This window comes from Clostridium sp. CS1-1 (assembly GCF_056135525.1).
The window spans coordinates 1,543,826-1,568,411 of record NZ_CM148680.1; the positions used below are offsets into that span (position 1 = coordinate 1,543,826).

Below are 24,586 nucleotides of genomic sequence, written 5' to 3' on the forward strand. Positions count from 1 at the left end.
TCATATTCTATATATGACCACTTTACACTATTTTAAGCTAAAATGGCAAGTGAAAAATTTCTAGTTATATTTATAGTAATTAAAGTGAAAAATAATATATTGACAAAATATATTATTGAACTTAATATAATATTATACGGTGTACAAAAATAAAATGAGTATAAAAATATTTAAAGGTAGTGATTAGTTTATGAATAGAAGAGAACGTAAAAAGGAAGAAACAAGAATAAAAATTATAGATTGTACTATTGGGCTTTTCAAAGATAAAGGTTTTGGCGATACATCCATGGAAGAGATTGCAGAAAAATCTGATGTAGCAAAGGGAACATTGTATAATTATTTTCCAGATAAGGAATCAATCTTGGCTTCATACTTTCAGGTTGTTATTGAGAATTATAAGGAAGAACTAAGGAACAATATGGATGGTATAAAAGATATCAAAAATAAACTTTTAAATCTTATAGATTTTATTAGCGAAATTTTTGATGAAAACTCAGAATTAACTGCAATCTATTTTAGATATAGGCTACAAAATTTATTTGTGATTGATCAATTAGATAAGACAAAAAGAAGTGGTATAGAGGATATTATTTGCAAAGTTATAACAGATGGACAAAATGAAAATGAGTTAAGAAAAGATATACCTGTTGAAATATTGGCTAGAAATCTTCAATTTTTAATATTGAGTCTACTTATTTCATGTATAGCTTTTAATGCTGAAATGGCTATAAGGGAAAAAAAACTGGAAATAATAGATTTATTTTTAAATGGAGCAAAAGCGAATAAATAGGAGGATGAAAGATGAACAATTATGTATTACACTTTAATGAAATTGACAAGAGTTCATTACCAAAGGTTGGGGGTAAAGGTGCTAATCTGGGAGAAATGACTAAGGCTGGCTTTCCAGTACCACAAGGTTTTTGCATAACTACCTCAGCTTATAGTGATTTTATTTTGACAAGCAATGGAATGAATAAGTTTTTTAGTTTACTAGAGAAAATTGAATATGAAAACTTAGAGGAAGTTCGTATATTAGGACAAAAAATTAGAGGACACCTTGAAGCTATATCTATTCCAGAAAGTATACAGGCCTCCATTTTGACGGCATGGGAACAACTAGGCACAGAAAAGGCATATGCTGTACGATCTAGTGCTACAGCAGAAGACTTACCAAGTGCTTCTTTTGCAGGTCAGCAGGAAACTTATTTAAATGTTAAAGGCAAAGAACAGCTTTTGAAATCAATTAAACAGTGCTGGGCTTCATTGTTTACAGATAGGGCCATTGTGTATCGATCAAAAAATGGATTTGATCATAAATCAGTATTATTATCAGTAGTAGTACAGGAGATGGTGTTTCCACAAGTTTCAGGAATTATGTTTACAGCCGATCCTATAACAGGAAATCGTAATACAGTGTCTATAGATGCAAGCTTTGGACTAGGAGAAGCTCTTGTATCAGGAATTGTATCTGCAGATTTATATCAGGTAAATAGGGGAGAAATCATTCAAAAGAAGATTGCTACAAAGAAAATAGCTATTTATTCAATTGCCACTGGAGGCACAGTTACGGAGGATTTACCAAAAGAAAAGCAAGAAATTCAAGCCTTAGAAGATGAAAAAATTATGGAACTTTCAAAAATAGGGAAGTTTATTGAAAAGCATTATGGTTCAGAACAGGATATTGAATGGTGTTTATCAGATAATAAATTTTATGTTGTTCAGAGCAGGCCTATTACATCCTTGTATCCTGTTCCTAAAGTTAATGATGATGAATTGCATTTATTTGTCTCTCTTGGTCATCAACAGATGATGACAGATGTGTTAAGTCCACTAGCAAGATCAATTTGGCGCACATTTATGCCTTTTGGAAAATCAGGTCCTATTCGTAACGAAAACTGTTTTATGCTGGAAGCTGGAGGAAGACTTTTTGTAGACATAACTAAGCTACTTCAAATAAAGCAAGCTCAAAGAATTCTTCCCAAAGTATTAAGTGGAATTGATGAGCGTATGGGAAGTGCTTTAAAGGAAATTATTAGGCGACCATACTTTAAACAAAAAGAGAATCCAAACACAAAAAGAAAAGTAATATCAAATATATTACCTATAGCTAAGAATATCCAAAAGAATTTGTTTGTTAGAAATCCTTATAAAGCAATTAATATATCTAATGAAATAATGAAGGCTTCAGTTAAGGAATGTGATGAATATATTAATAAAGCAACAGGAGCAGAACGTATAAGAAGAATACAAGAGAGTTGTGGCAATTTTGTATTGGATTTATTTATAAAGCTCGTAACTTATCCTCTTTCAGGAATTGTATCAATGAAATTGATTCAGCACTTCACTAAAAAGTGGTTGGGAAATGACAGCAATATACATCTTTTAAATAAATCATTGCCAGGCAACGTAACCACTGAACTAGGTTTGAAAATTGGAGACTTAGCAGACATAGCTAGAGAAAATATAGAAATCATAGATTATTTAAAACGTGCAGAAGATAAAAGCTTCTATGAAGGGCTATATAAAGTAGATAGCGATGGTATATTTACAAAATTGTTTATAGAATTTATTGATAAATATGGAATGAGATGCCCGGGAGAAATTGATATTAGCAATACAAGATGGAAGGATGCCCCTACTTTACTTGTACCAGCGATCTTAAGCCAGGTAAATAGTTTAAGAAAAGGCGAGCATCGTGAGAAATATAAAATTGGGTTAGAGGAGGCCGAAAAAACAGCAGAAGATATAATCTTAAAGCTTCGTAAAACATCAGGAGGCTTTTATAAAGCGAAGTTAATGTCACGATTGTTAAAGGTATATCGTAATGTAATGGGGCTTCGTGAGACGCCTAAATATATTATGGTACAACATCTACAAATATATAGAAAAGCTGTTTTAGAGGAAGGTCAGCTACTTGTAAATAAAGGTGTTATAAGACATCAATCAGAAGTATTTTATCTATCTTTGCCGGAACTTTTTAATCTATTAAATGAAGATTTTTCCGGAGATGTCCAAAATATAATCGATTCAAGAAAAAGTCAAATAAAGCATTATAAAAAACTTACGCCTCCACGAGTTATAACAAGTGAAGGAGAGATAATAACAGGAAAGAAAGAGAATGCGAATGCACCAGAAGGCGCATTACTTGGAACACCTGTTTCTGCGGGAATTGTTGAGGGTTATGCAAGAGTAGTTTTAAAGGCTGAAGAGGCTGACTTAAAATCAGGAGAAATTTTGATTGCTCCTTTTACTGACCCAGGATGGACTCCACTATTTAGTGCAGCAAAGGGATTAGTTATGGAAGTTGGTGGAATGATGACTCATGGTGCTGTTGTTGCTAGAGAATATGGTCTTCCAGCTGTGGTAGGAATTGATAGAGCAACAGAAATTATTAAAAATGGAGATTATATTAAGATAAATGGAACAGAGGGATATGTACAGATACTAAAGGAGCATAAAAATGAATAAGAGAATAATATTACCTTTTATCGGAATATTATTTGGCACTGCAACAAGTACTCTAATGCAAACGGTGATTGCTACCATATCGCCGCAGATAACAGGTAGCTTAGGAGGAAGCCATTTGTATGGATGGATATTTAGTGGGTACTTATTATTCTCAACTATTACTATTCCTCTCTTTGCTAAGTTATCTGATTCATATGGATATAAAAAGTTTTACATGATAGGTATGGTAGTTTTTTTAGTAGGTTCGCTACTATGTGGAGTATCTCCTTCTATAGAATTTTTGATTGGTGCAAGAATATTACAGGGCATAGGAGCAGGAGCCTTAGGTCCTGTAACTATCGCTCTTATAGGTAATCTATTTTCCTTAGAAGAGAGGGGAAAGGCCATGAGCATATATGCAGCTACTCAACTTTTATCTAATGCAGTGGGTCCTGTTATTGCAGGACTCATAGCACAAGCCTCTGGATGGCAATGGGCATTTTATATGGTTATTCCTATTGGGTTAATATCTATGGGGCTAATATATATAGCATCATTTGAATTAAATAAAACAATATTTAAAAAGCCTTTTTATGAACTTGATATACTTGGAGCACTTCTATTAGGCACCTCGGTTTCACTTTTAATTCAGGGTTTCACAAGGTTAGGTAAAAATCTTATAAATGCAGCTACTTGGACAATTTTTGCAGCATCTATAATAATATTTGTATTATTATTTTTTCAAGAGAAAAGACATAAAGATCCAGTTATGCCACCAAGATTAATAAGAATTACAAATATTCGTCTAGCTAATGGTTGTGCATTTCTAATCGGGGTTATAATGTATGGAGCTATAGCAATTCTACCTTTATACTCTATTGAAGCCTCTAAAAGTAAATCCTTTTACAATGGGATTATACTTATACCACTTATGGTGGGAATGGGTGTTGGGGTAATAATAGGTGGAGCTTTGATAAAGAAATATAGCTACAAAGTATTAGCTCGTACTGGGTGGCTTATATCCTTTGCAGGTCTATTAATGTTAAGTATAATGAGTATGTTAAGTTTATTCGGATTTTTCACATATGTTAGTGCCTCATTTATTGGTTTTGGACTAGGAACACTTCTTCCAACCTTCTTATTACCAGCTCAAAATGCTGTTTCACAAAATGAGCAAGCAACAGTTGGGGGACTGGTTCAGCTGAGTAGAAATCTTGGTGGCGCCATTGGAATTCCAATATTAACAGGACTTATTGCTATGATAAAAGGAGATAAACTTTCATTTGGTAACAAGTATTGGCCTGTGTTTGTATTTTTATCTATGTGTACAATTTTAGGACTACTCATAGGTGCACAGTATAAAGGTTCTGTTAGTGAAGAAATAAATAAAAATATTTCTAAAAGTTAACTAGATAGAAACAGAAATTGTTCGGCTCATCTCCAATCTAGGTAAGGTGCTCGTCATCTTTCGAAAAATGGAGATGGATTGGACAATTTTTGTTTGTAAGAACTTACAAGTTAATGAAAAATATTTAAAAAGGTGTTTGAATATTTTCGAAAGTATGGTATTACGAAAACATAAATTGGTAATTTTATCCCAAATAGTGAATATAAATATTAAATATTAAATTAAGAATTAAACGTATATCTTACTAAAGTGATCTATGGCAAGCTATATATCATAACATTTGTTAGAACGTTATGATATACAGTTTTTGAAGGAGAAGTTTTTAAATGAGTGACTTTACAATAAAGGGTATATCAAGAATTGCAGGAGTAGGGGTAAGTATAGTATCAAGGGTTTTAACAAACATCCTGATGCCAAGGGGGAGACAAGACAAAAATTACTGAATGTAATAGAAGAGTTTAATTACGTACCCAACAATAGTGCAAGGAATCTCAAAAGAAATACTTGATTATACGAAATATTTTCATCCATCATTAACTACGGTTAAACAGCCTGTAAAGCAAATGGGAGAAAAGAGTGTAGATATATTGTTTGTCTTAATTAAAAATAAGAAAGAACATGAGCATGTTGTCTTTGAAACAGAGCTACTAGAAAGAAAATCTGTTAATTTAAAGGGGTAAAGGAGCATTATAATGATTACAAGAGGCAGTGGTATTTTGGTGCATATAACATCTTTACCAAGTCCATATGGCATTGGAACCTTTGGAAAGGAAGCTTATGAATTTGTAGATTTTTTAGTAAAATCAGGTCAAAAATACTGGCAGATATTACCTGTAGGACCTACTGGAGCGGGCGATTCGCCATATCAATCCTTTTCAACTTTTGCAGGTAACCCATACTTTATTGATTTTGACTTGCTTGCAGAGGAAGGCTTACTTCAAAAGGAAGACTATGAAAAGGTGGATTTTGGAAATGATATTGAAAAGGTAGATTATGAAAAGATCTCTAACAATAAAATGCCTATTTTGAGGCTTGCATTTGAAAATAACAAAGGAAAATATGCTGATGAAATAGATAAATTTATAAAGGAAAATAAAGAGTGGCTAGAGGACTATGCACTATACATGGCGGTAAAATCGAGGTTTAATTTAAAATCATGGCAAGAGTGGGATGAGGATATTAAACTAAGAAACAAAAGTGCACTAGAAAAATATAAAGAAGAATTAAAGGAAGAGGTATACTACTGGACATTTTTACAGTATCTTTTCTTTAAGCAATGGAACAATTTAAAAAGATATGCAAATTCTAACGGAATCAAGATCATAGGAGATATTCCAATTTATGTAGCGGAAGATAGTGCAGACACTTGGGCAAACAGTAAAGTATTTCTCCTTAATGAGGATAAAAAACCTATTAAGGTTTCTGGATGCCCTCCTGATGCATTTTCTGCTACTGGTCAGTTATGGGGGAATCCTATATACGATTGGGATTACTTAGAAAGTACCAATTATGAATGGTGGGTAGAGAGAATTAAAGGCAATATTACTCTTTATGATATAACAAGAATAGATCATTTCAGGGGTTTTGAATCATTCTGGCAAATACCTTATGGTGAAAAAACAGCAGTAAATGGTGAATGGGTAAAGGGACCGGGAATAAAACTGTTTAATACGATAAAAGAAGCTTTGGGGGAAGTAGAAATCATAGCTGAGGACTTAGGATATTTGACTGAAGAGGTGATAAATTTTAGAAGTGCTACTGGTTACCCAGGAATGAAGGTGCTAGAATTTGCCTTTGACACTAGAGAAGAAAGTGATTATCTGCCTCATAATTATGATAAGAACTGTGTAGTTTACACAGGAACTCATGATAACGACACTGTTATGGGATGGTTTGAAAATGCTAATAACAGTGATATAAACTTTGCTAAAAGATATCTAAAATTAAATAAAAAGGAAGGGTACAACTGGGGATTTATTAGGGGAGCATTAAGCTCAGTAGGAAACCTTGCTGTTGCTCAGCTCCAGGATTATTTAGGTCTTGAAAGTGAAGCAAGAATGAATATTCCATCAACCATAGGAGAAAACTGGCGATGGAGAGTAAAGAGAGAGGACTTAACTAGTAAGTTATCTCAGAAAATTAATAAAATTACAAAGTTGTATGGAAGGTAGAAGTAAAATGTTGGATATTAAGCAGCTTAATCTAACTATAGGTAGAATTCTTAAGGTGGATTATGGTAAAAGAAAATATAAGGATAGAAAGTTAATGTTACTCGACTGTGGGCAAAGCAATTTGTTTACAGTCTTTTTGCTAATGGGTAATAAATATTGATTTAGGGAAAGTAAGAGACGAAAAAAAGTTTTTTGAAAATGATGGAAATATACTCGAAAATTCAAGGAAAATTTAGATATAAAGAGATTGAGCTAAACATTTTGAAAATATGGTTCAAAAATCAATAAATAAGGATTAAATTAACGTTGTTATATTGTATTGAATACTATATAATAAACTTATATTAATTAATACGTCCTTATTAAAGGATTTCAGGAGGAGAATTTTATGGGAATGTTTAAAAGAATATCAAATATTTTTAGGTCAAAGGTTAATAACGCTTTAGATGAGGTGGAGAATCCAATAGAACTTTTAAACCAAAAGATAAGAGATATGGAGGAAAGTTTAAATGGAGCAAAACTCTCATCTGCACAGATTTTAGGAAATGTTCATGAAATTGAAAAGAAGATGAATAATGCTAAAAGAACATCACAAGAATTTGACGAAAAGATTAAACTTGCTATAAGTAAGGGAAACGAGGAATTGGCTAAAAAAGCTTTAGCAAAAAAAATTGAAGCTGATAAAAGTTATGATTCACTAAAAGCTAGTTATGATGATGCAGTACAAAAGGCTGAAGCAATTAAGAAAAAGTTAAGAGATTTAGAATCAGAGGTTGAAAAGACTAGGACCTACAGAGATGAAGCTGCTGCAAGATACAATAATGCAGAGGCTAGTAAAAAAGTTAATGAAATTTTGGCTAATGTAGATGCTGGAAGTAACAAGATAAACTTAGATGATATAGAAAGAAAAATTCAGAAAAAGGAAGCTTTCGCTGAAGGCTTAAGTGATTTAAGAGAAGATAACTCTTTAGATAAGGAATTTGAAAAGTTAAAGGAAGTAGATCTAGAGGCTGAATTGCAAAAATATAAACAAAGCTAATAATGTAACATTAACAGCGTAATGATTATATAGTAATATTATGTTTATTAGCACTATTTTACGTTTTAGAGGGGGATTATAATGTTTTTAAATGAACTTAATCAAAAAGAAGCTATAGCTTTTGTAAATTTAGTTGAGACTCTAGCTAAGATAGATGGAGCATTTGCTCAGAAAGAAAAAGATTTATTGAAGGAATATATTGAAGAATTATCTTTAACTAATGAAACATTAAATAACGTAGATTTTGAATTAACTGTTAGTGAATTTGAAGCATCTACAGATAGAGTTAAGAATATAATTTATTTAGAACTTTTGGGATTAGCATTAATAGATGGGGCATATGAAGACGAAGAAATTGAATTTTTAAAAAAGCTTGCTGCTAAATTTAAAATAAGTCAGCAAAAGCAGCAGGACTTTATAAATTATTTCAAAATGCTTAAAGAGACTTATGATTCTGTCTTTATTGATTACGAAAGCAAACTAGAATCACTAGAAAAATCAGCTATGGATTTATTATAGAAGCAAAAGCCTGCTTTAGATGCAGGTTTTTTACTTATTAAAGTGATAACTATAATTAAAAACTGTCGCATATATATAATGTAAATACAAAGTGCGGAAAATAACAATCCAGAGATAGTGTTATTTAAAAGTTGTATTTTGCATTGGGGGGGGATATAAATGTCAGAAGAAAATAAACCGGGAACTATTAAAAATATTATAGGGGTTATAATAGAACCAAAAGAGACTTTTGAGAGAGTTATAGAGGATCCGAGAATATTTAAGTATCTATTGCCTATAACATTAGTTCAATTAATTGCTACAATAGTAGAATTGCCAAAACTTTTAAGTTTTATAATTTTAAATGCTCAGCAAACACAAAATGCTGCTCAACTGGCAAATCCAGTTGTTAAAAACTTTATTATAGGTTCAGCGATAGGTGCAGCACTGCTTGGGCCGGTAATTATGATACTTATAGCTACTGTACTAATTAAACTTATAACTGTGATATCAAAAGAAACAGGAAACTTCAAGCAATTATTTTGCATAAATACGTTAGCATATATTCCAATAGCAATAGGTGGAATAGTAGCTGCAATAGTAATTTTGTTTACAGATCCTGAAAACTTTAAAAATGTAACAATGAGTTTAGCAATGTTTTTAAATTCAAATGTAAGTGAAACAAGTATTATTTATAAACTTTTATCAAAAATAGATTTTTTTAGTATATGGAGTTTAGCTTTATCGGCAATTGGTACTTCGGTTGTTTACAAAATGAAAATCAAAAAAGCATCTATTATTGTCTTTGGAATTTATGCTGCTGCAACAGCTATTATGGTTATACTATAATCATGAATTATTCTAAAAATATGAAAAAGCGGTTAAGACCGCTTTTTGCTGCTTTAAATTTAAAGCATTTTTAATATTGAAATTGACGTTCAAATATGCAAATAATCTTTTGTTATCTTAGCACTAGGTGAAGCTTGAATCATAGGAAAGTATTAGAGTGGTTATCCATCAGATAAAGAGTAAATCACATTTCCTAAGAGTTTTGCCTCCTTCATATCGTGAGTTACAAGTATAACAGTTCTTTTGTCCTTTTCGTAGAGTTTTAAAAAATCTTCTATTATTTCAGTTTTTAGCTTATCATCTAAGCCCTTAAAGGGCTCGTCCATTAAAAGTAATCTACTTTTATGAGCAAAAGCTCTAGCAATGGAGACTCTTCTCTTCATTCCTCCACTTAACTTAGAAGGAAGTTTATCTTTGTTGTCAGTTAGTTTAACAATTTCTAAATACCTACGTATAATACTATCCATCTCTTCTTTATTCATCGTAGATTTTAATACAAAGGATATATTTTCATAAACTGTAAGATGGGGAATAAGCCTATCTTCTTGAAATATGTAGGATATACTATTATTTTTTAAAAAAACCTGTCCACTATCTTCCTTTTCAATACCACTTATAATGTTTAATAGTGTGGTTTTTCCACAACCAGAAGGTCCTGAAATGACAGAGATTTTATTTTCAATAAAACTCATATTTATATTTTCTAAAACTTTAGTTCCTTCAAAAGATTTACATAAGTTTATTAGCTGAACTTCATAACTAATTGACAATTTTATTAATACCTCCGCAGAAAATTTAAGTATAACAATTTTTCCATTATTATATATCATCATTAATTTGGCAAACAAATCTGCAGAACACGAATAGTAATTAATTTATTTATAAAAAATTATATTAAAGTGGAATCATATCAATATCTTTAAGGATTACTTATTGAATATAGAATCATATAAAAGGGCAATTATCAACTATATTAGACACTGTTGACTAATTCAAACCATTATTTCTGCCTTTTATATAATATTTAAATATAAGTTCAAAAATAAAGCTTAATAAAACTACCACAATAGTCCATGCAAAAAGCTCCGCAGTTTCTAAGGTTGATTTGGCATTTAAGAGATTTAAACCTATAGAGTATCTTGGGGTACTTAATATTTCAGAAGCCACAGAAACTTTAAAGCCAAGCCCCAAACACATCAATATCCCTGAAACAATATAATGTTTTATACAAGGCAGATATATATCCTTTATTATATATCTATTTTTAACTTTATATATATTAGCCATTTGAATTAAATGTTTATCTACAGCTTTTATTCCCTGTAGTACATTTGTGTATATTATAGGAAAGCATATTAGTATAGTGGTAAAAATCACTACACTGGAGGATTTAAACCAAACTAAAGCTAGTATTATTATGGACATAACGGGAGTAGATTTTATAACAACCATTATAGGTTCCAATAATTCTTCTATAAACCTAGTAAGTCCTGCAGTAATTCCTAGAAATATTCCCACACCAATAGATAAGAAAAGACCTAAAATAACCCTAGTTACGCTATTTAAAACACTTTTCCAGAAATATACTTTGCCTACTAGATAAATTAATACTTTTGCAACTTCTATAGGAGAAGGAAGTAAAAGTGGTTTATTAATAAAAAGGGAGCAAAGCTCCCAAACCAACATCCAAAATATTAGTATTAATATTTTTCTAGTTACTTTTCTCAGTTCCTTTGTAGTAGAAATTTTCATCTGGCATTTTTCCTCCGATGGATTTTGGGTCACTTTCCTTTAAAACATTGTAGAATTTATCTAAGGATGCTTTTCCATCCTTTGCACTAATAAATATAATATTAGACTTTGGAATGGCCATTTCTGCCACTTTAGCTTTTGGCAATATTCCATTCTTTTCAATTAATTTGCTCGCATCTTCTTTATTTTTATTTACAAAATCTACAGAATCTTTATATTTACCTAAGAATTCATCTAAATCTGTTCCTCTTTTATCTATAAAATCCTTTCTAAATACTAAAGTTCCCATTACTAACTTTCCTTTACCTTCTGACGCTTTTTCCCACTCTTTAGTCAAGTCTATTGGTATCTGTAAATCAGTATCTTTCATTTTGGTTGTTGTAACAAAGGGCTCAGGTAAAACAGCTATTTTAACTTCTTTTGATGCTACTGCTGTAGCAATATCGCTATGTTGCATTTTGTACTCAATTTTAACATCTTTATCTGGAGCTAATCCGTTTTTCTCAAGTATATAATTTAAAACAAATTCAGGTGTACTACCTTTTCCACTGGCATAAATGGTTTTACCTTTTAAATCTTTTATATCCTTTATGCTGTTACCATTCTCAACTATGTATAGGACTCCTAGTGTATTTACTCCTACTAATTGAACTCCACCTTGTGTCTTGTTATAAAGAACTGGAGCCAAGTTTGATGGAACTGCTGCACCATCTACTTCACCGTTTACGACTTTTGAAACTATCTGGTCAGGTGAATCAAATAAAGATATATCATAACTATCCTTATTTTCTTCCATCAGTTTTACCATACCCATGCCAGTAGGGCCTTTTAAAGCCGCTATCTTAATTTTATCATTCTTAGTATCAGGCGAAGCTTGTCCGGTGGCACTGGAATCTTTTGAGCAGCCTACTGCAAATAATGATGATATCACTAGTATGAATGACATTAATAGTTTTACTATTGTTTTTTTCATAGTAATCCTCCTTCTATGTAAGAATTTTTAGGTGAACAATGAAATTATACTGTATTTCATAATTTAACATTACACTAAAATTATGTTTTCGAAAAAAGAATAGTAGCAATTTTAAATACAGAGAAAATATAAATCATTTATATACCAATTATAGCATTAATTTCAAGTAAAGAAAATGACATACTCAAAATACATCAATCTTTATGAGAGATAGTGTCATTATAATTAAGTCTATTATATACATTTGATAGGGGAAAGTGGAGGAAATCTTTCAACTGATGAAAAACAGCTTATATCCTTTGCAAGAGCTATTATAGCCAATCCATCTATATTTGTCTTTGATGAGGTGACATCCTCTATTGATACAGAAACCGAAAAAATGATAGGAAATGCAATAGATAAAGCTCTTTCTGATAGAACAAGTTTCGTTATTGCACACAGACTTTCTACTATAGTTTCAGCAGATAAAATTATTGTTATAAGTAGAGGAAGAGTTATTGAAACTGGAAATCATAAAGAATTGATAAGAAGGAAAGGATATTATTACAGATTATATACAAGTCAACTCCTTCAGGAGAAAGAGTTGGAAAGTGCAAGCATATGCTAAATATAATCTTTAATAGCCTTATGAATATTTAGTTATTTAAGTTTTCACGAGTTAAAAGAATATTTTTAATTAGGTTTTGGAGTAGCTGTGAAGTAAGATTCACAAGCTGCTCTTTTTAAACATATTGTTAACTTAAAATAATATATAAGTTGACAATAAGGTGTGTATTTATTATTATTAATATAAAAGTAAATATTGTGAAAGGGTACATTTTATGAGAAGTACAAGAAACCTAATTTCAATAGCGATGTTTATTGCTTTAACGTCAATTGGGGCTTAGGCTATACCCTATATATTTTTTACTCTTCAATATTTATTTCTGCTTTAGATGACGCAATTTTAGGTTTAAAACTAAGAGATTTATTACAACGGCCTATGTTATAGGTAAAATAGGGGAGGAGCACAACATGAGAGATTTTATTAAGAGTATAGAAAAAAAGATTTTAGAAGAACAAACCATAAGTTTTGAGGAGGCTATGAAATTAGCAAGCATTGAAGAAGAAGAAGACTTATTAGAACTATGTAATAGTGCTAACAAAATACGAGAGTTTTTTTGTGGTGGGGAAGTAGATCTTTGTACTATCATGAATGCAAAGTCAGGGCACTGTTCAGAGGACTGCAAGTTTTGTGCTCAATCTGGCCACTATAAGACTAATATAGAGGTATATGAGTTAGTTTCAAAGGAAGCAACATTAAACTTGGCTAAGGAAAACGAAAGAGAAGGAGTAAATAGGTTTTCATTAGTGACTAGTGGCAAAGGAATTACGGACAGTGATTTTGATAAGGTTTTAGACATATATGATGAGTTAAATAAGAAAGTGAAAATGGATTTATGTGCCTCATTAGGAATATTAGGGTATGAGGAATTCCTTAAGCTAAGGGAGAAGGGAATAATTATGTATCACCATAACTTAGAAACTAGTAGAGAGTACTATGAAAAGATATGTACAACTCACAGCTATGATGAAAGAATAGATACTATAAATTCAGCTAAGAAGGCTGGAATGATTATTTGTTCGGGAGGAATTATTGGGCTTGGAGAAAGTTTAGAAGATAGGGTTAAGCTAGCTTTTCAAGTAAAGGATCTGGATGTTAAGTCTATTCCTGTAAATGTATTGAATCCGGTTAGGGGAACACCTCTAGAAAATGCAGAAAGGTTAAGTCAGGAGGAGATACTAAAAACTATTGCTATCTTTAGATTTGTGAATCCTAAGGCTTTTATAAGACTTGCTGGAGGAAGAAACCTCATTGATGGATTTGGCAAAAGTTGCTTTAATGCAGGAGCTAATGCTACAATTACAGGAAACTACCTGACAACATCAGGGAATAAAATATATGATGATAAGAAAATGGTAAGTGAATTAAAGCTGAGAGTTAGAAAAAATAGATAAGAGATTATTACTAGAATCTATTATAGATGATGATAAGGATGGAAAGTTTAGAAAGAACTCTCTAGGGAGAGGAGAGCTTCCTCATGGGATAGGAGCCATAAGCTTTGAAGAAGGCTTTTATTGTTTACCTGCAGATTTTATTAGAGAGCATTTATTGATGTGCGTAAATCAATAAATGCTCTTTTGTACTTCGCTTAAATTTTCTAAGTAGAAGTTATCACTATTTCTTACACTAAAATTATATTTTAAGTTATTTCCCACCAACAGACAAGCAGATATCCAAAATCTATGATTTTGTAATAGTCGCTTTCGTAGAGTGTGATGGGAGATAGATAGAATTTTAGGTTAATTAGGTTAAATTGTAGTTAGTGAGCTACATGAGGTTTTAAACTATCTTTTAGCACTGAAAATGGAATTTTAAATTCAGGAGTACCAGCAGCATAGGGAGCAATTTCATATGGCTGGTAATAGATTACGATGCCATCTTCTGCGATGTAAAACGATTGATTGTCTGAAATTGAATCTAATGCTATAGATGCATTTGGATAGAATTTAGCCTCTGTAGCCATCTGTTTCTTTACTTCATTTGTAATTATTTTTTTATAGTCTACTCCTTCTTTAAAGAAATCCTTGAGTACTATTTTTTCTCCAGTTTTTAGATTGATATTGGAGGTTTCAGTAAGAGTATTTCCATGAGCACCTCCGGTATATTGATAATAGATAACGGTAATGCTTATAATATTCTTTTCATTGTAGGAAATATCATAATCTACAAGGAGACTATAAGGCTTAGCTTCATAGCCATAATTTTTGGCATCTTTTAAAGCATCTTTTCCTTCAGTTGTCATTTGTTCTTTAAGTTCTAAGGCTCTTTTTTCAAAAGTTTTATTTATTTCAGACTGTATTTTTTCATTTTTTAGATCCTTTAGTACTGGAATCTTTATATCAGAAGTTAAAGCTTCACTTTTTTCTGAAATTAATTCTGGCACTACTTTTACGGAATCTGCCTTCACTTCAAAGCCTGTTTTTACTCCTTCTTTAAATAAGGAGAACGGAATCTTAAACTGTGAAGTGCCTGTTGAATATGGTGCAATTTCATAAGGATTAAAATAAAGAATCACATTGTCACTCTCGATTCCGAAAGGTTGATCTGATCTAATAGTAATAAAACCTTGATTCTTTTCACTAAAATATTTGCTTGGATCTAATTTTATTTGTTTTTGAATCTCTTCATTAATAACAGAGATATAGTTTTCATTTTTGTTAAGTAGGTTTTTTAAAGCAAGCTGTTTTCCAGTCGTTAAATCAAAGTTAAAAGTTTTTATTTCAGAGTTTCCATGAGCACCAAGGGTGTAACTATAGTAAGTGCAAGCTATGCTTATTATATTGTTTTCATTGTAGGTAACTTTGTAGCTAGTAGAGACGTCATAAGATCGTACTTTCCAGCCTTGTTTTTTTGAATTCTCTGCAAATTTGAGTGCTTGATTTTTTATATCCTGAGCAAAAGCAAGTGCATCTTTTTCTATAAAGGTATTAATGGCAGTTTGAATTTCTGTATCTTGAACTTTTTCTAGCACTGGAATTTGTAAATTAATTTTATAAGCTTCCTGGCTGTCTTTTACCTCTTTTGTTGAAACTTTTACTTTAGATTGTACAGTAATTTGTCTACCTTGTACATTGGAAGCTGGGATAGGATGAGATATTGGTGCTGCCTTTGCAAAAGAAGTAACTCCAAAACTTAGTATCCCAATTAACCCTAAACAAAATATTTTTTTCATTATATCTACTCCTTAATTTGTACTATTTGTTATTTGCTGCTATGTTTATACTATACATTATAGATTATAAAGATGGGTTACAAAATGTTTACAAATAGCAAAAAACTGTTAAAAGAAAATTATTAATTTTAGTTATGCAAAATAAAAAGATTGTACTTACTACCTTAATCTAATGAATGAATTAAATTTTATTTATGTATAAACAATATAAAAATGTTAGTAATGTAAAATTAAGAAGTTATCAATTACAATGCAAAATATAGTATATTATGTATCGGAAAAAATAGAATAATCTAATATTTTATTATATAATTGTCTTAAGGAGGAATTTTAATGTCAATTTTTAAAAGCTTATTGTGCATATTACGTAAAAAAATATCGATTTTCAGTAGACGTATATATATAAAGTTGCCATTAAATAAAAAATTACGTTTTCTGAAGACACTTATAGAAACAAATCCCAATCCAATTTTCTACAATGATACAAATGGCGTATTTAAATATTGTAATTCAGCTCTAATGGAGTGTTTAGGTTTAAGAAAAGACGAAATTATTGGTCATACAATTAATGATGTTTTTCCAAAGGAAATCGCAGAGGTATATAATAAGAAGAGCAGAGAACTGATAAGGTCTAAGGAAAAACAAACTTTTGTTGTGAAAATCAATGATGAAGATGGACATGTACGCGAGGTTCTGATTACAATAATTGTTACTTTGAAGAGGAATGGAGAGATAAATGGCATTATAGGAAATATGACCGATATTACAGGGCGAATAATATTAGAAAAAAAGACTAGCAGAATGCTAAAACTACAAGAGGCTATGCTAGAGATAAATCAAATTATTATTAGAGAGAATAATATAAATGTACTATTAGACTTGGTTTTAGAAAAGGTAACTTCAGCAATGGGGAATGCAGATATTGGATGCGTAATGGTTTTGGATAAAGAAGAAAATTTAAAGATTGTTGCAAGTAAGGGTTATGATTATAACGAAGCTAAAGAATTTAAAATTAAATTGAGTCAGGCCTTTTATATGAAGAAAAACCATGGAGAAATTGGAAATACAATTATAGTTAATGATATTCAAAGCCTTGATTTAAGTGAACATAGTTATATTCTAGAGAGTACGGAGAAATCTAAATTAGAATGCTCTATTAGCACACCTATTCTTCTAGATGGAAAGCTGTATGGTTTTATAAATGTTGAAAGTACACATAATGATGCATTTGATGAAACTGATATAGAAGTAATGGATTACCTAAAAAGTCAAATTGAAATTGGTATTAGTAGGAATAAACTCTATGAAGAAACAATCTATTTATCTAGGTTTGATAAATTAACAAATGTCTATAACAGAGGATATTTTGAAGAATTGTATAATCATTTCTTTAGAGAAGCTGCGGAAAACAATAGAAGGCTTTTAGTAGTTATATTTGATTTAAATGGCTTAAAGATCATAAATGATACTTATGGTCATTTAGCGGGAGATGAGCTAATAAGGAATTTCGCATTTAGATTAAAAACAATTATGGGTCCCGAAGATATAGTAGCTAGAATTGGTGGGGATGAATTCACGGCAGTTTTTTTCAACATTGATTCTAAAAATTTGATTCAAAAGTTTCATAATTTAAATATTGAATTTAAAAATAATCCAATTATATTTGAAGAACACAATATTTTTTGTAGTTTTAGCTACGGAATTGCTGAGTTTTCGCAGGAAAGCAATGATTTTAATGAGTTAATAAAAATAGCAGATAAAAATATGTATAAATATAAGGTATTCTCAAAAAGTAATTAGTTAGTATGCTAGTTGCTTTTGAAGATGCCTTATTATTTAGTATAGTTTAAAGTGATTTTTGAATTTAGGTGATTGAATAGTAAAAATATTATTTGAATCCTCTGGAAAATGTGATAAAATCATTTTCTAAAGGTAGTAAAACTTAAACTATTAATATAGATTAAAAAAGGGGGAACAAAGAATGGCAAATAAAAAATTACCTGTTACTAGTGAAGGCTCCGTGCAAAGCTGTATGAAGATATAGACATAGGTTTGTTAGGAGCCGAAGCTAAAAATTAATTTTGGCTAAATATTTTTGTGCAGACTTTGCTTCATTATTTACGAAATAATGTAGATAGGAGCAATTATTATGAGATATGAAAAAGCACAAAATATATTACCAGAAGATGTGGTTGAAATAATTCAACAATATATAGATGGTGTGTATATATATATACCTAGGAAATGTGAAAACAAGAAGTCTTGGGGAGAAAATAGTGGAGCAAAAGATGAATTAGTGGATAGAAATAAAGAGATTTATAATGACTTCAAAAAAGGGGCATCCATTAAATCACTTACTGGGAAATATTATCTTACTGAGCATACTATTAGAAGAATAATTAGAGAAATAAAAAAGAAATTATAAGTTAAAGCGGTATTTGAAATTAGTAATTGTACTATTCAAGTACCGCTTTTTATATGGACAACATTATTACAGAAGTATTTATGAACTAGAGGGAAAGAACAAGTCAAGTTATAATGTTTTATGAAGACTGAAGTTATGATGTTTTTCCTTAGAATTTAACATTATTGGTTCGTAATCGTAATTCAAGATAAATCAAAGGATATTTATAATTTTTACACGAGGAGTTGATTTCTATGTATTTTAGATTAATAGATAAAAAAAATTGGAGTAGAAGGCCATATTTTGACCACTATTTAAACAACGTTAGATGTACATATAGTATGACAGCTAATATCGACATTACAGATTTGATTAAAAAATTAAAAAATCATAGTATAAAGCTATATCCTGCCTTGATTTATATGACTACTAAAGTAATAAACAGACATGAAGAATTCCGAACTTGTTTTGATGAAAAGGGTAAACTTGGATATTGGGAGAGTATGAATCCTTGTTTTACTTTTTTCCAGAAGGATAGTGAGACATTCACTAATATTTGGACGATTTATTCGGATGATTTCAGTCTATTCCACAGCAATTATCTTGATGATATCAGAAAATATGGAGATGTAAAAAAATTTTTTTCAAAAGAAAATGAACCTAAGAACACCTTTCCTGTTTCTTGCATTCCATGGGTTAGCTTTACAGGATTTAACCTGAACGTTTATACAGATGGAACCTATCTCTTGCCAATCATCACATATGGCAAATATTTTGAGCAAGATGGGAGAGTATTATTACCACTTTCTTTACAGGTGCATCATGCAGTTTGTGATGGATATCATACAAGTAGGTTTTTTAATGAACTACAAATACTATCAGATAATTGTGATGAGTGGTTATGTAGATATGCCTGATGAATGGGCAATAATATTGCGTAGAGTATTGCACAAAGCTGAAGGATTAAATCAATAAAATGAAATAGATTACTAGTGGGTAAGTTGCTTTGCAGTATATTAAGTATTTAAATAGTTAAAAAATCTCTATTTATTCTTTCGAAGTATCTATAGAGATTTTTAACTAGTAACTTTATTCCTTAAAAATTGCAATAACTACCTATTCTTAAAATTCCATTACTTTCTTGAAAGTATATGTACCGGCAAGCTATTTCCTTAAAAATTAGAACATAGATAACTGATTGTAAATATTTTTATACTTGTATGACTTTATAATTTCTTCCATTTGATAGGCTAAACCATATCTTTTACATTCTAACTTGAATAGTTGCCATAACTCGTTATAATAAGGTGACTGACATTGATAGGAATTCGCATAATGCTTTATATATTTTTCTTTAAGCCCTGAGAAGTGCTCATCTAATTTTTTATAATACCATTGTCTTTGATTCTGTCTTAAGGTAACACCTAAACCAGCATAAACAAATTTTGCTCCGTTTTCATAGGCAAGACGAACAATATTCTTAATATTATCTGAGTTATCTTCTAAGAAAGGTAGTACAGGAGTTAATATTATTCCTGTATAAATGCCGTTATCAGCAAGCTGTTTAATTGCTGTAAATCTTTCTGAGGATAGAGCTACATTGGGCTCAATAATCTTGCATAATTTATCATCATAAGTAGTAATAGTTATTTTTACAATAACAGGAGAGTGTATATTTATTCTCTTTAGTATATCAATATCTCTTATAACTAAGCTGCTCTTTGTGTCAATAGCGATTCCAAATTTATATGCGTTGATTAACTCTAAAGATTGCCTTGTAAGCTCATAATCTTTTTCAAAAGGGTTATAAGGATCGGACATGGCGCCAGTGCCAATAACACCTTTTTTTACTTTACTTTTCAATTCCTTTCCAACAATACTTATGGCGTTCTCTTTAATTCTTACAGTATCGAAGTTATCTATTCCGTAACAGTCACTGCGACTATCACAGTATATACAACCATGACAACAGCCTTTATAAAGATTCATATTATAGTCTTTTCCGAACCAAGAGTCATTTTTAGTTCTCGTTATTATGGTTTTTGCAGAAATAAAGTCCATATTACCCCTCCTTCATCATTAATTAGGCTCTAAAACTTCAATATCTGTTCTAAAGGAAAGGATATTATTATGAATCCAATCGCCTTCTGGTAAATAAGTAGTAACAGTGAAGGAACAATCATCATTTTTTACTACTATTATTTTTTTATAAAGCAACATATATACTATTTCAAGTAACCTAGACATTTGCATATAATCACCTTAGAAGCATTATACAACAAAAAACTTGACAGCAGTGTGTCAAGTTTAACAACATATATGAGAAAAACATGTCATACTTCATCAGCTAGAAGCTTCTAATTCTTTAGTGATATCCAATATAATGAATAACTTATGAGCATAAATTGTTTCGTTTGGAAATTATCTTATTTATTGTGTAACTGTATGAGTAGTAGCTATTGATTCTCCACCACCAGTAATTGTTGCTGTATTTGTTCCAGGTGTACTCCCACTTTCTACGACCCAATTAAAGGTAGTTTGACCATTAGCATCTGTAACGCGTATTTGTGTTACAGCAACTGTGTTACCTTCACGTTGATATAAAGTATGTAAATTGTATCTTGTTCCAGGTTTTCCTTGTATTCTTATGAAGCCTAAATCTCCAGATTTAAGATTAGTAGCTGATGAGATGATTCTTAGGCTACTTGACATGTTAGGTTGTATTTTAGAACCTGATGCTATATTGTTAAAGTTTAAAAGAAGGATAAATAATAATGCTATGCATAAACTTTTAAATTTCATAAAATCTCGCCTCCTCTATTTATTATTAATTTGAATAACTATATACTTATAATTCCCAAAGCATTAATTAATATTATATACTTATAAATAAGGGAACCGAATCACAACAGGAAAATAAAAGAAACTGGTGAGCCAGTTTCTTTTTGTTATTAAAGTTAATTAATATTTGGGTAAATATGTGATTAAATCAAGCTTTTTTAATTACTTTTGATTTACCTAGTAAGAAACTTGAAGGTATCCCAAGTAATATAATAACTGTGCAAACTAAAAACACAGTGTGAAGCGAATCTGCTAATGCAGTTTTAATAGGAGGAATTATAATTTGTTGTACTTGTGCAGGTATTTGATTTAATATATCTGGATTCAATAAAGTATTGAATAAATTTTGTGGATTACTATGAGCATTTTGAAGTATAGCACCTAGAGCACCAGTTTTTAATGTAGGAATTCTATCAACAATTGGAAAGAAGTTCTCATTTAATAAGTTTGCAGAGCGATAATTAAGTACAGCTCCAAGTATTGTTACGCCAAGAGTACTTCCTATGCTGCGGAAAAACTGAGTTGATGAAGTAGCTACTGCACGCTGTTCAATAGAAAAGGCTGTTTGTACTGCTAAGGTTATTGTTGGCATAATAAGACCCATTCCAAGCCCTAATATGATAATATACAGACTTACAGTAAAACGTGTTGTAGTAACACCCATAGTACTTAACAAATACAAACTTAATGCCATTAGAACTATTCCAGAAATAAAGAGAGTTCTGAATCGTACTTTTGTTACCAACTGTCCTCCGAGCACACTTGTTACTATCATTCCTAGCATCATCGGAATTAATGAATTTCCTGATTTAGTTGCACTAATCCCAATTATACCCTGCATAAAAAGCGGCAAAAACATCATAGCACCAAACATTCCAAGTCCCATTAAAAATCCTACTATATTGGCACCTATAAAAACCTTATTTTCAAAAAGATGCAGACTTAAAATAGGATCTTTTGCTTTAAATTCAATAAAGACAAAGAATATACTAAATACTAGAGAGATAGCAAATAGTCCAATTATCTGCCATGAGTTCCAAGGATAATCTTTACCGCCTAGACTTAAGCCTAGCAATAGGGAAACTATTGCTATAATTAGAGTTATTGCTCCGAAATAATCTATAGACGCCTTATCCTCAACGCGTTTTTCTCCGCTTAACCCTATAAAAACGGTGATTGCAGCAAGTAGTCCTACTGGTATATTTACGTAGAATACCCATCGCCAGCTAGAGTTGTCTACAAACCATCCACCAATACTAGGTCCCACTATGGAGGAAAGTCCAAACACAGCACTTATAACGCCCTGCCACTTACCACGATTTTCTGGAGGAAAAATATCTCCTACAATTGTCATAGCCATCGGCATCAACATTCCGCCACCAACTCCTTGTAGTCCGCGGTATAAGATAAGTTCTGTCATGTTGTTACTTGTTCCACATAACATAGAACCTAGCATAAATGTTACTAGACCTCCTACATACATTGCACGACGACCAAAAACATCCGATAATTTTCCGGCAATAGGTACAACTGTTGTTGAACTTAGTAAGTAAGCGGTGGTTACCCAAGCCATAATATCTAAACCACCTAGTTCACCTATTATTCTGGGCATTGCTGTTCCTACAATTGTTTGATCTAATGAAGAGAAAAAAATACCCAGCAGAAGTCCGACAATTAAAATATTACGCTTTATGTCTGGTGGCGTTGACATCTGTTCTTTACTTAACAATTGCTTGTTTAATAATAAATTACGTTTAGATTTAGTGCCCATCGCCATCCTTCCTTTCTTTCTTTCGAGGGAGTTGTTTTTTTATAGGCAAATTTATTGTTACCCGATTTGATTTGTAATATTCTACAGTTTCGGTTGGTAGTTCAAACCTATCATATTTAATAGATAACAGTATCTGATTCGAATCAAAATAATGGATAAAAGTATCCTTTATGTAAATCAAGCTTTAAATTTCTTTATCTATAAGCTTATGAATGGTGTTTTTTAACATATAGGTATAAAATATAATTAGAAAATACTATTATTATTTTAATATGATGAATTTGAAGAATGCTTATTGTTAATATTGCTTTTTAAGGGGAGATGGAAATGTCAACAAATAAGAAAATTAGGCTTGCTACTGATGCTGATAGTGCTTCAATTTTAGAAATTTACGCCCATTTTATAACTGATACCTCTATAACTTTTGAATATGAGGTGCCAACTATAGCAGACTTTACTCAAAGAATAACTAATATTCAAAAGAAGTATCCTTGGCTTGTATGTGAAGACAAGGGTAGTGTAATAGGATATGCCTATGCCTCTTCATTTAGTGATCGTGCGGCATATGGTTGGTCTGTAGATTTCTCAATTTATATAAAACCAGAATATCATAGAAATAGGATTGGTAAAACGCTATATTTTGTATTATTTGAACTGTTAAAACTACAAGGTTATTACAATGCCTATGCTGGAGTTGCTTTGCCTAATATTAAAAGTGAAAGTTTTCATGAATCATTTGGATTCAAACCAGTAGGTGTTTATCATAATGTAGGATATAAGTTTGGCAGTTGGCGTGATGTGAAATGGTTTGAATTAAAAATTCAGGACTATTCGGAAATGCCTATTAAGCCAAAAACTATCAATGAAATAAATAATACGACTGAATTTAATTCAATACTTGAAAAAGCAGAACAGATGATAATAGGTGAGCAATAAAATATTTTATAATTGATATTTTACTTTATATATAAATCTAGTATTTTTTGAAATTCGTCCTCGGTAAATACTTTTTCATACTTCTTTCCATTTATATACACGGTTGGAGTTCCAGTTATATTCCCAGCAATGATTTCGTTTGATATAGCTTTACTCATAACTTCATAGTTTGGAACTTCTTCTTCTTCTTTTAAATTAAGGACAGTTTTAACAGTTTCATAGGGCTTTCTTGAATAATAGTCAAATTTATCGAATATATTTTCGATGTCATCCAAGCTATTTGGTTTAAAATATCTATTTATTTTTTCATCATTTTTAAACTTAGGATGATCAACGGGTTTGTATATGTATAATAGACTCCCATTGTTAATATATTTTTTTAAAAGACTACCAATATTTTTATGTAAATTTTTACAATCTATACATTCGTAGCTTGAATATTCAACAATGATTACTTGAGCACTTTTACTAATGCCAAAAATATATCCTTGATTATAGTCTACAAAAGTTAATTTGTTTTTTAGTTCCTTTTCGTATTCATAAGTACTTTTCGTATTTTCATATCTTGTACATCCAATAAGAAAAACAAGAATTAGAATGCAAAGAGATAAATACGCCTTCTTCATTATAACCACTTCCTTAGTGTACTTTACATGTTAATAAAGATTATTTAGAACTTCATTTATTTATGAAGAGAATTTAGTGTTAATTATATAAAATT

22 protein-coding genes and 2 pseudogenes are annotated in these 24,586 nt (G+C 30.8%); 15 read left to right on the plus strand and 9 right to left on the minus strand.

Features of this window, described 5'->3' with window-relative positions:
* Positions 1-190: 190 nt before the first annotated feature.
* From AC0N0V_RS06920 to AC0N0V_RS06960, 9 genes and pseudogenes are all read left to right on the plus strand, one after another.
* Positions 191-790 carry a TetR/AcrR family transcriptional regulator gene (locus tag AC0N0V_RS06920; RefSeq protein WP_474462978.1) on the plus strand — a complete coding sequence of 200 codons (600 nt, stop codon included), beginning with the start codon at positions 191-193 and terminating at the stop codon, positions 788-790.
* An 11-nt stretch (positions 791-801) separates the two neighbouring features.
* Positions 802-3,468 carry a phosphoenolpyruvate synthase gene (locus AC0N0V_RS06925; RefSeq protein ID WP_474462980.1) on the plus strand — a complete coding sequence of 889 codons (2,667 nt, stop codon included), beginning with the start codon at positions 802-804 and terminating at the stop codon, positions 3,466-3,468.
* Positions 3,461-4,855 carry an MFS transporter gene (locus AC0N0V_RS06930; RefSeq protein WP_474462982.1) on the plus strand — a complete coding sequence of 465 codons (1,395 nt, stop codon included), beginning with the start codon at positions 3,461-3,463 and terminating at the stop codon, positions 4,853-4,855. Before AC0N0V_RS06925 ends, AC0N0V_RS06930 begins: the two co-directional genes overlap by 8 nt.
* Positions 4,856-5,181: 326 nt before the next feature.
* A pseudogene (locus tag AC0N0V_RS06935) lies at positions 5,182-5,357 on the plus strand (LacI family DNA-binding transcriptional regulator); the annotation flags it as partial.
* Positions 5,335-5,535, plus strand: coding sequence for a substrate-binding domain-containing protein (locus tag AC0N0V_RS06940; protein ID WP_474462984.1), 201 nt, complete (start codon positions 5,335-5,337; stop codon positions 5,533-5,535). The pseudogene AC0N0V_RS06935 and the gene AC0N0V_RS06940, both read left to right, overlap by 23 nt.
* A 12-nt stretch (positions 5,536-5,547) precedes the next feature.
* The gene (malQ, locus tag AC0N0V_RS06945; RefSeq protein ID WP_474462986.1) at positions 5,548-7,026 is read left to right on the plus strand and encodes a 4-alpha-glucanotransferase; all 1,479 of its coding nucleotides are present in this window, start codon (positions 5,548-5,550) and stop codon (positions 7,024-7,026) included.
* 388 nt (positions 7,027-7,414) lie between these two features.
* Positions 7,415-8,065 carry a PspA/IM30 family protein gene (locus AC0N0V_RS06950; protein ID WP_474462988.1) on the plus strand — a complete coding sequence of 217 codons (651 nt, stop codon included), beginning with the start codon at positions 7,415-7,417 and terminating at the stop codon, positions 8,063-8,065.
* Between the two features lie 81 nt (positions 8,066-8,146).
* Complete coding sequence (locus AC0N0V_RS06955) at positions 8,147-8,584, plus strand: hypothetical protein (protein ID WP_474462990.1); 438 nt, start codon at positions 8,147-8,149, stop codon at positions 8,582-8,584.
* A gap of 159 nt (positions 8,585-8,743) precedes the next feature.
* Positions 8,744-9,412, plus strand: coding sequence for a Yip1 family protein (locus tag AC0N0V_RS06960; protein ID WP_474462992.1), 669 nt, complete (start codon positions 8,744-8,746; stop codon positions 9,410-9,412).
* Between the two features lie 161 nt (positions 9,413-9,573).
* On the opposite strand, the gene AC0N0V_RS06965 is transcribed toward AC0N0V_RS06960, so the two are convergent.
* The 3 genes from AC0N0V_RS06965 to AC0N0V_RS06975 form a co-directional block, all read right to left on the minus strand.
* Positions 9,574-10,182 (minus strand): ABC transporter ATP-binding protein, encoded by a 609-nt coding sequence (locus AC0N0V_RS06965; protein WP_474462994.1) that lies wholly within the window; start codon positions 10,180-10,182, stop codon positions 9,574-9,576.
* A gap of 217 nt (positions 10,183-10,399) precedes the next feature.
* Positions 10,400-11,164: an ABC transporter permease gene (locus tag AC0N0V_RS06970; protein WP_474462996.1), complete on the minus strand. Its 765-nt coding sequence runs from the start codon at positions 11,162-11,164 to the stop codon at positions 10,400-10,402.
* A complete protein-coding gene (locus tag AC0N0V_RS06975; RefSeq protein ID WP_474462998.1) occupies positions 11,124-12,137 on the minus strand; it encodes an ABC transporter substrate-binding protein in 1,014 nt (337 codons plus the stop codon). The genes AC0N0V_RS06970 and AC0N0V_RS06975 overlap by 41 nt, the downstream gene beginning before the upstream one ends.
* Positions 12,138-12,384: 247 nt before the next feature.
* On the opposite strand from AC0N0V_RS06975, the pseudogene AC0N0V_RS06980 reads away from it, so the two are divergent.
* Together AC0N0V_RS06980 and bioB are read left to right on the plus strand one after the other, a co-directional pair.
* A pseudogene (locus AC0N0V_RS06980) lies at positions 12,385-12,744 on the plus strand (ABC transporter ATP-binding protein); the annotation flags it as partial.
* Between the two features lie 407 nt (positions 12,745-13,151).
* Positions 13,152-14,135, plus strand: coding sequence for a biotin synthase BioB (gene bioB, locus AC0N0V_RS06985; RefSeq protein WP_474463001.1), 984 nt, complete (start codon positions 13,152-13,154; stop codon positions 14,133-14,135).
* 365 nt (positions 14,136-14,500) lie between these two features.
* Here bioB and AC0N0V_RS06990 read toward each other — a convergent pair whose 3' ends face one another.
* On the minus strand, positions 14,501-15,913 hold the full coding sequence (locus AC0N0V_RS06990) for a PdaC/SigV domain-containing protein (protein ID WP_474463004.1): 1,413 nt from the start codon (positions 15,911-15,913) through the stop codon (positions 14,501-14,503).
* A gap of 333 nt (positions 15,914-16,246) precedes the next feature.
* Here AC0N0V_RS06990 and AC0N0V_RS06995 point away from each other — a divergent pair, with 333 nt between their 5' ends.
* From AC0N0V_RS06995 to catA, 3 genes are all read left to right on the plus strand, one after another.
* Positions 16,247-17,713: a sensor domain-containing diguanylate cyclase gene (locus AC0N0V_RS06995; RefSeq protein WP_474463006.1), complete on the plus strand. Its 1,467-nt coding sequence runs from the start codon at positions 16,247-16,249 to the stop codon at positions 17,711-17,713.
* Positions 17,714-18,062: 349 nt separating this feature from the next.
* Positions 18,063-18,338, plus strand: a complete 276-nt coding sequence (locus AC0N0V_RS07000; protein ID WP_474463008.1) for a CD3324 family protein — start codon at positions 18,063-18,065, stop codon at positions 18,336-18,338.
* Between the two features lie 233 nt (positions 18,339-18,571).
* Complete coding sequence (gene catA / locus AC0N0V_RS07005) at positions 18,572-19,234, plus strand: type A chloramphenicol O-acetyltransferase (protein ID WP_474463010.1); 663 nt, start codon at positions 18,572-18,574, stop codon at positions 19,232-19,234.
* Positions 19,235-19,496: 262 nt separating this feature from the next.
* On the opposite strand, the gene AC0N0V_RS07010 is transcribed toward catA, so the two are convergent.
* The 4 genes from AC0N0V_RS07010 to AC0N0V_RS07025 all read right to left on the minus strand — a co-directional run bounded on the left by AC0N0V_RS07010 (position 19,497) and on the right by AC0N0V_RS07025 (position 22,869).
* Positions 19,497-20,378, minus strand: coding sequence for an SPL family radical SAM protein (locus AC0N0V_RS07010; protein WP_474463012.1), 882 nt, complete (start codon positions 20,376-20,378; stop codon positions 19,497-19,499).
* Positions 20,379-20,396: 18 nt separating this feature from the next.
* A complete protein-coding gene (locus tag AC0N0V_RS07015; protein ID WP_474463014.1) occupies positions 20,397-20,564 on the minus strand; it encodes a hypothetical protein in 168 nt (55 codons plus the stop codon).
* Between the two features lie 183 nt (positions 20,565-20,747).
* Positions 20,748-21,119 (minus strand): hypothetical protein, encoded by a 372-nt coding sequence (locus AC0N0V_RS07020; protein WP_474463016.1) that lies wholly within the window; start codon positions 21,117-21,119, stop codon positions 20,748-20,750.
* A gap of 187 nt (positions 21,120-21,306) precedes the next feature.
* Positions 21,307-22,869, minus strand: coding sequence for an MDR family MFS transporter (locus AC0N0V_RS07025; protein WP_474464473.1), 1,563 nt, complete (start codon positions 22,867-22,869; stop codon positions 21,307-21,309).
* A 387-nt stretch (positions 22,870-23,256) separates the two neighbouring features.
* On the opposite strand from AC0N0V_RS07025, the gene AC0N0V_RS07030 reads away from it, so the two are divergent.
* Positions 23,257-23,865: an N-acetyltransferase family protein gene (locus tag AC0N0V_RS07030; RefSeq protein WP_474463018.1), complete on the plus strand. Its 609-nt coding sequence runs from the start codon at positions 23,257-23,259 to the stop codon at positions 23,863-23,865.
* A 20-nt stretch (positions 23,866-23,885) separates the two neighbouring features.
* Here the strand turns inward: AC0N0V_RS07030 and AC0N0V_RS07035 are convergent, their stop codons facing one another.
* Positions 23,886-24,491: a thioredoxin domain-containing protein gene (locus tag AC0N0V_RS07035; RefSeq protein ID WP_474463020.1), complete on the minus strand. Its 606-nt coding sequence runs from the start codon at positions 24,489-24,491 to the stop codon at positions 23,886-23,888.
* Positions 24,492-24,586 lie beyond the last annotated feature (95 nt).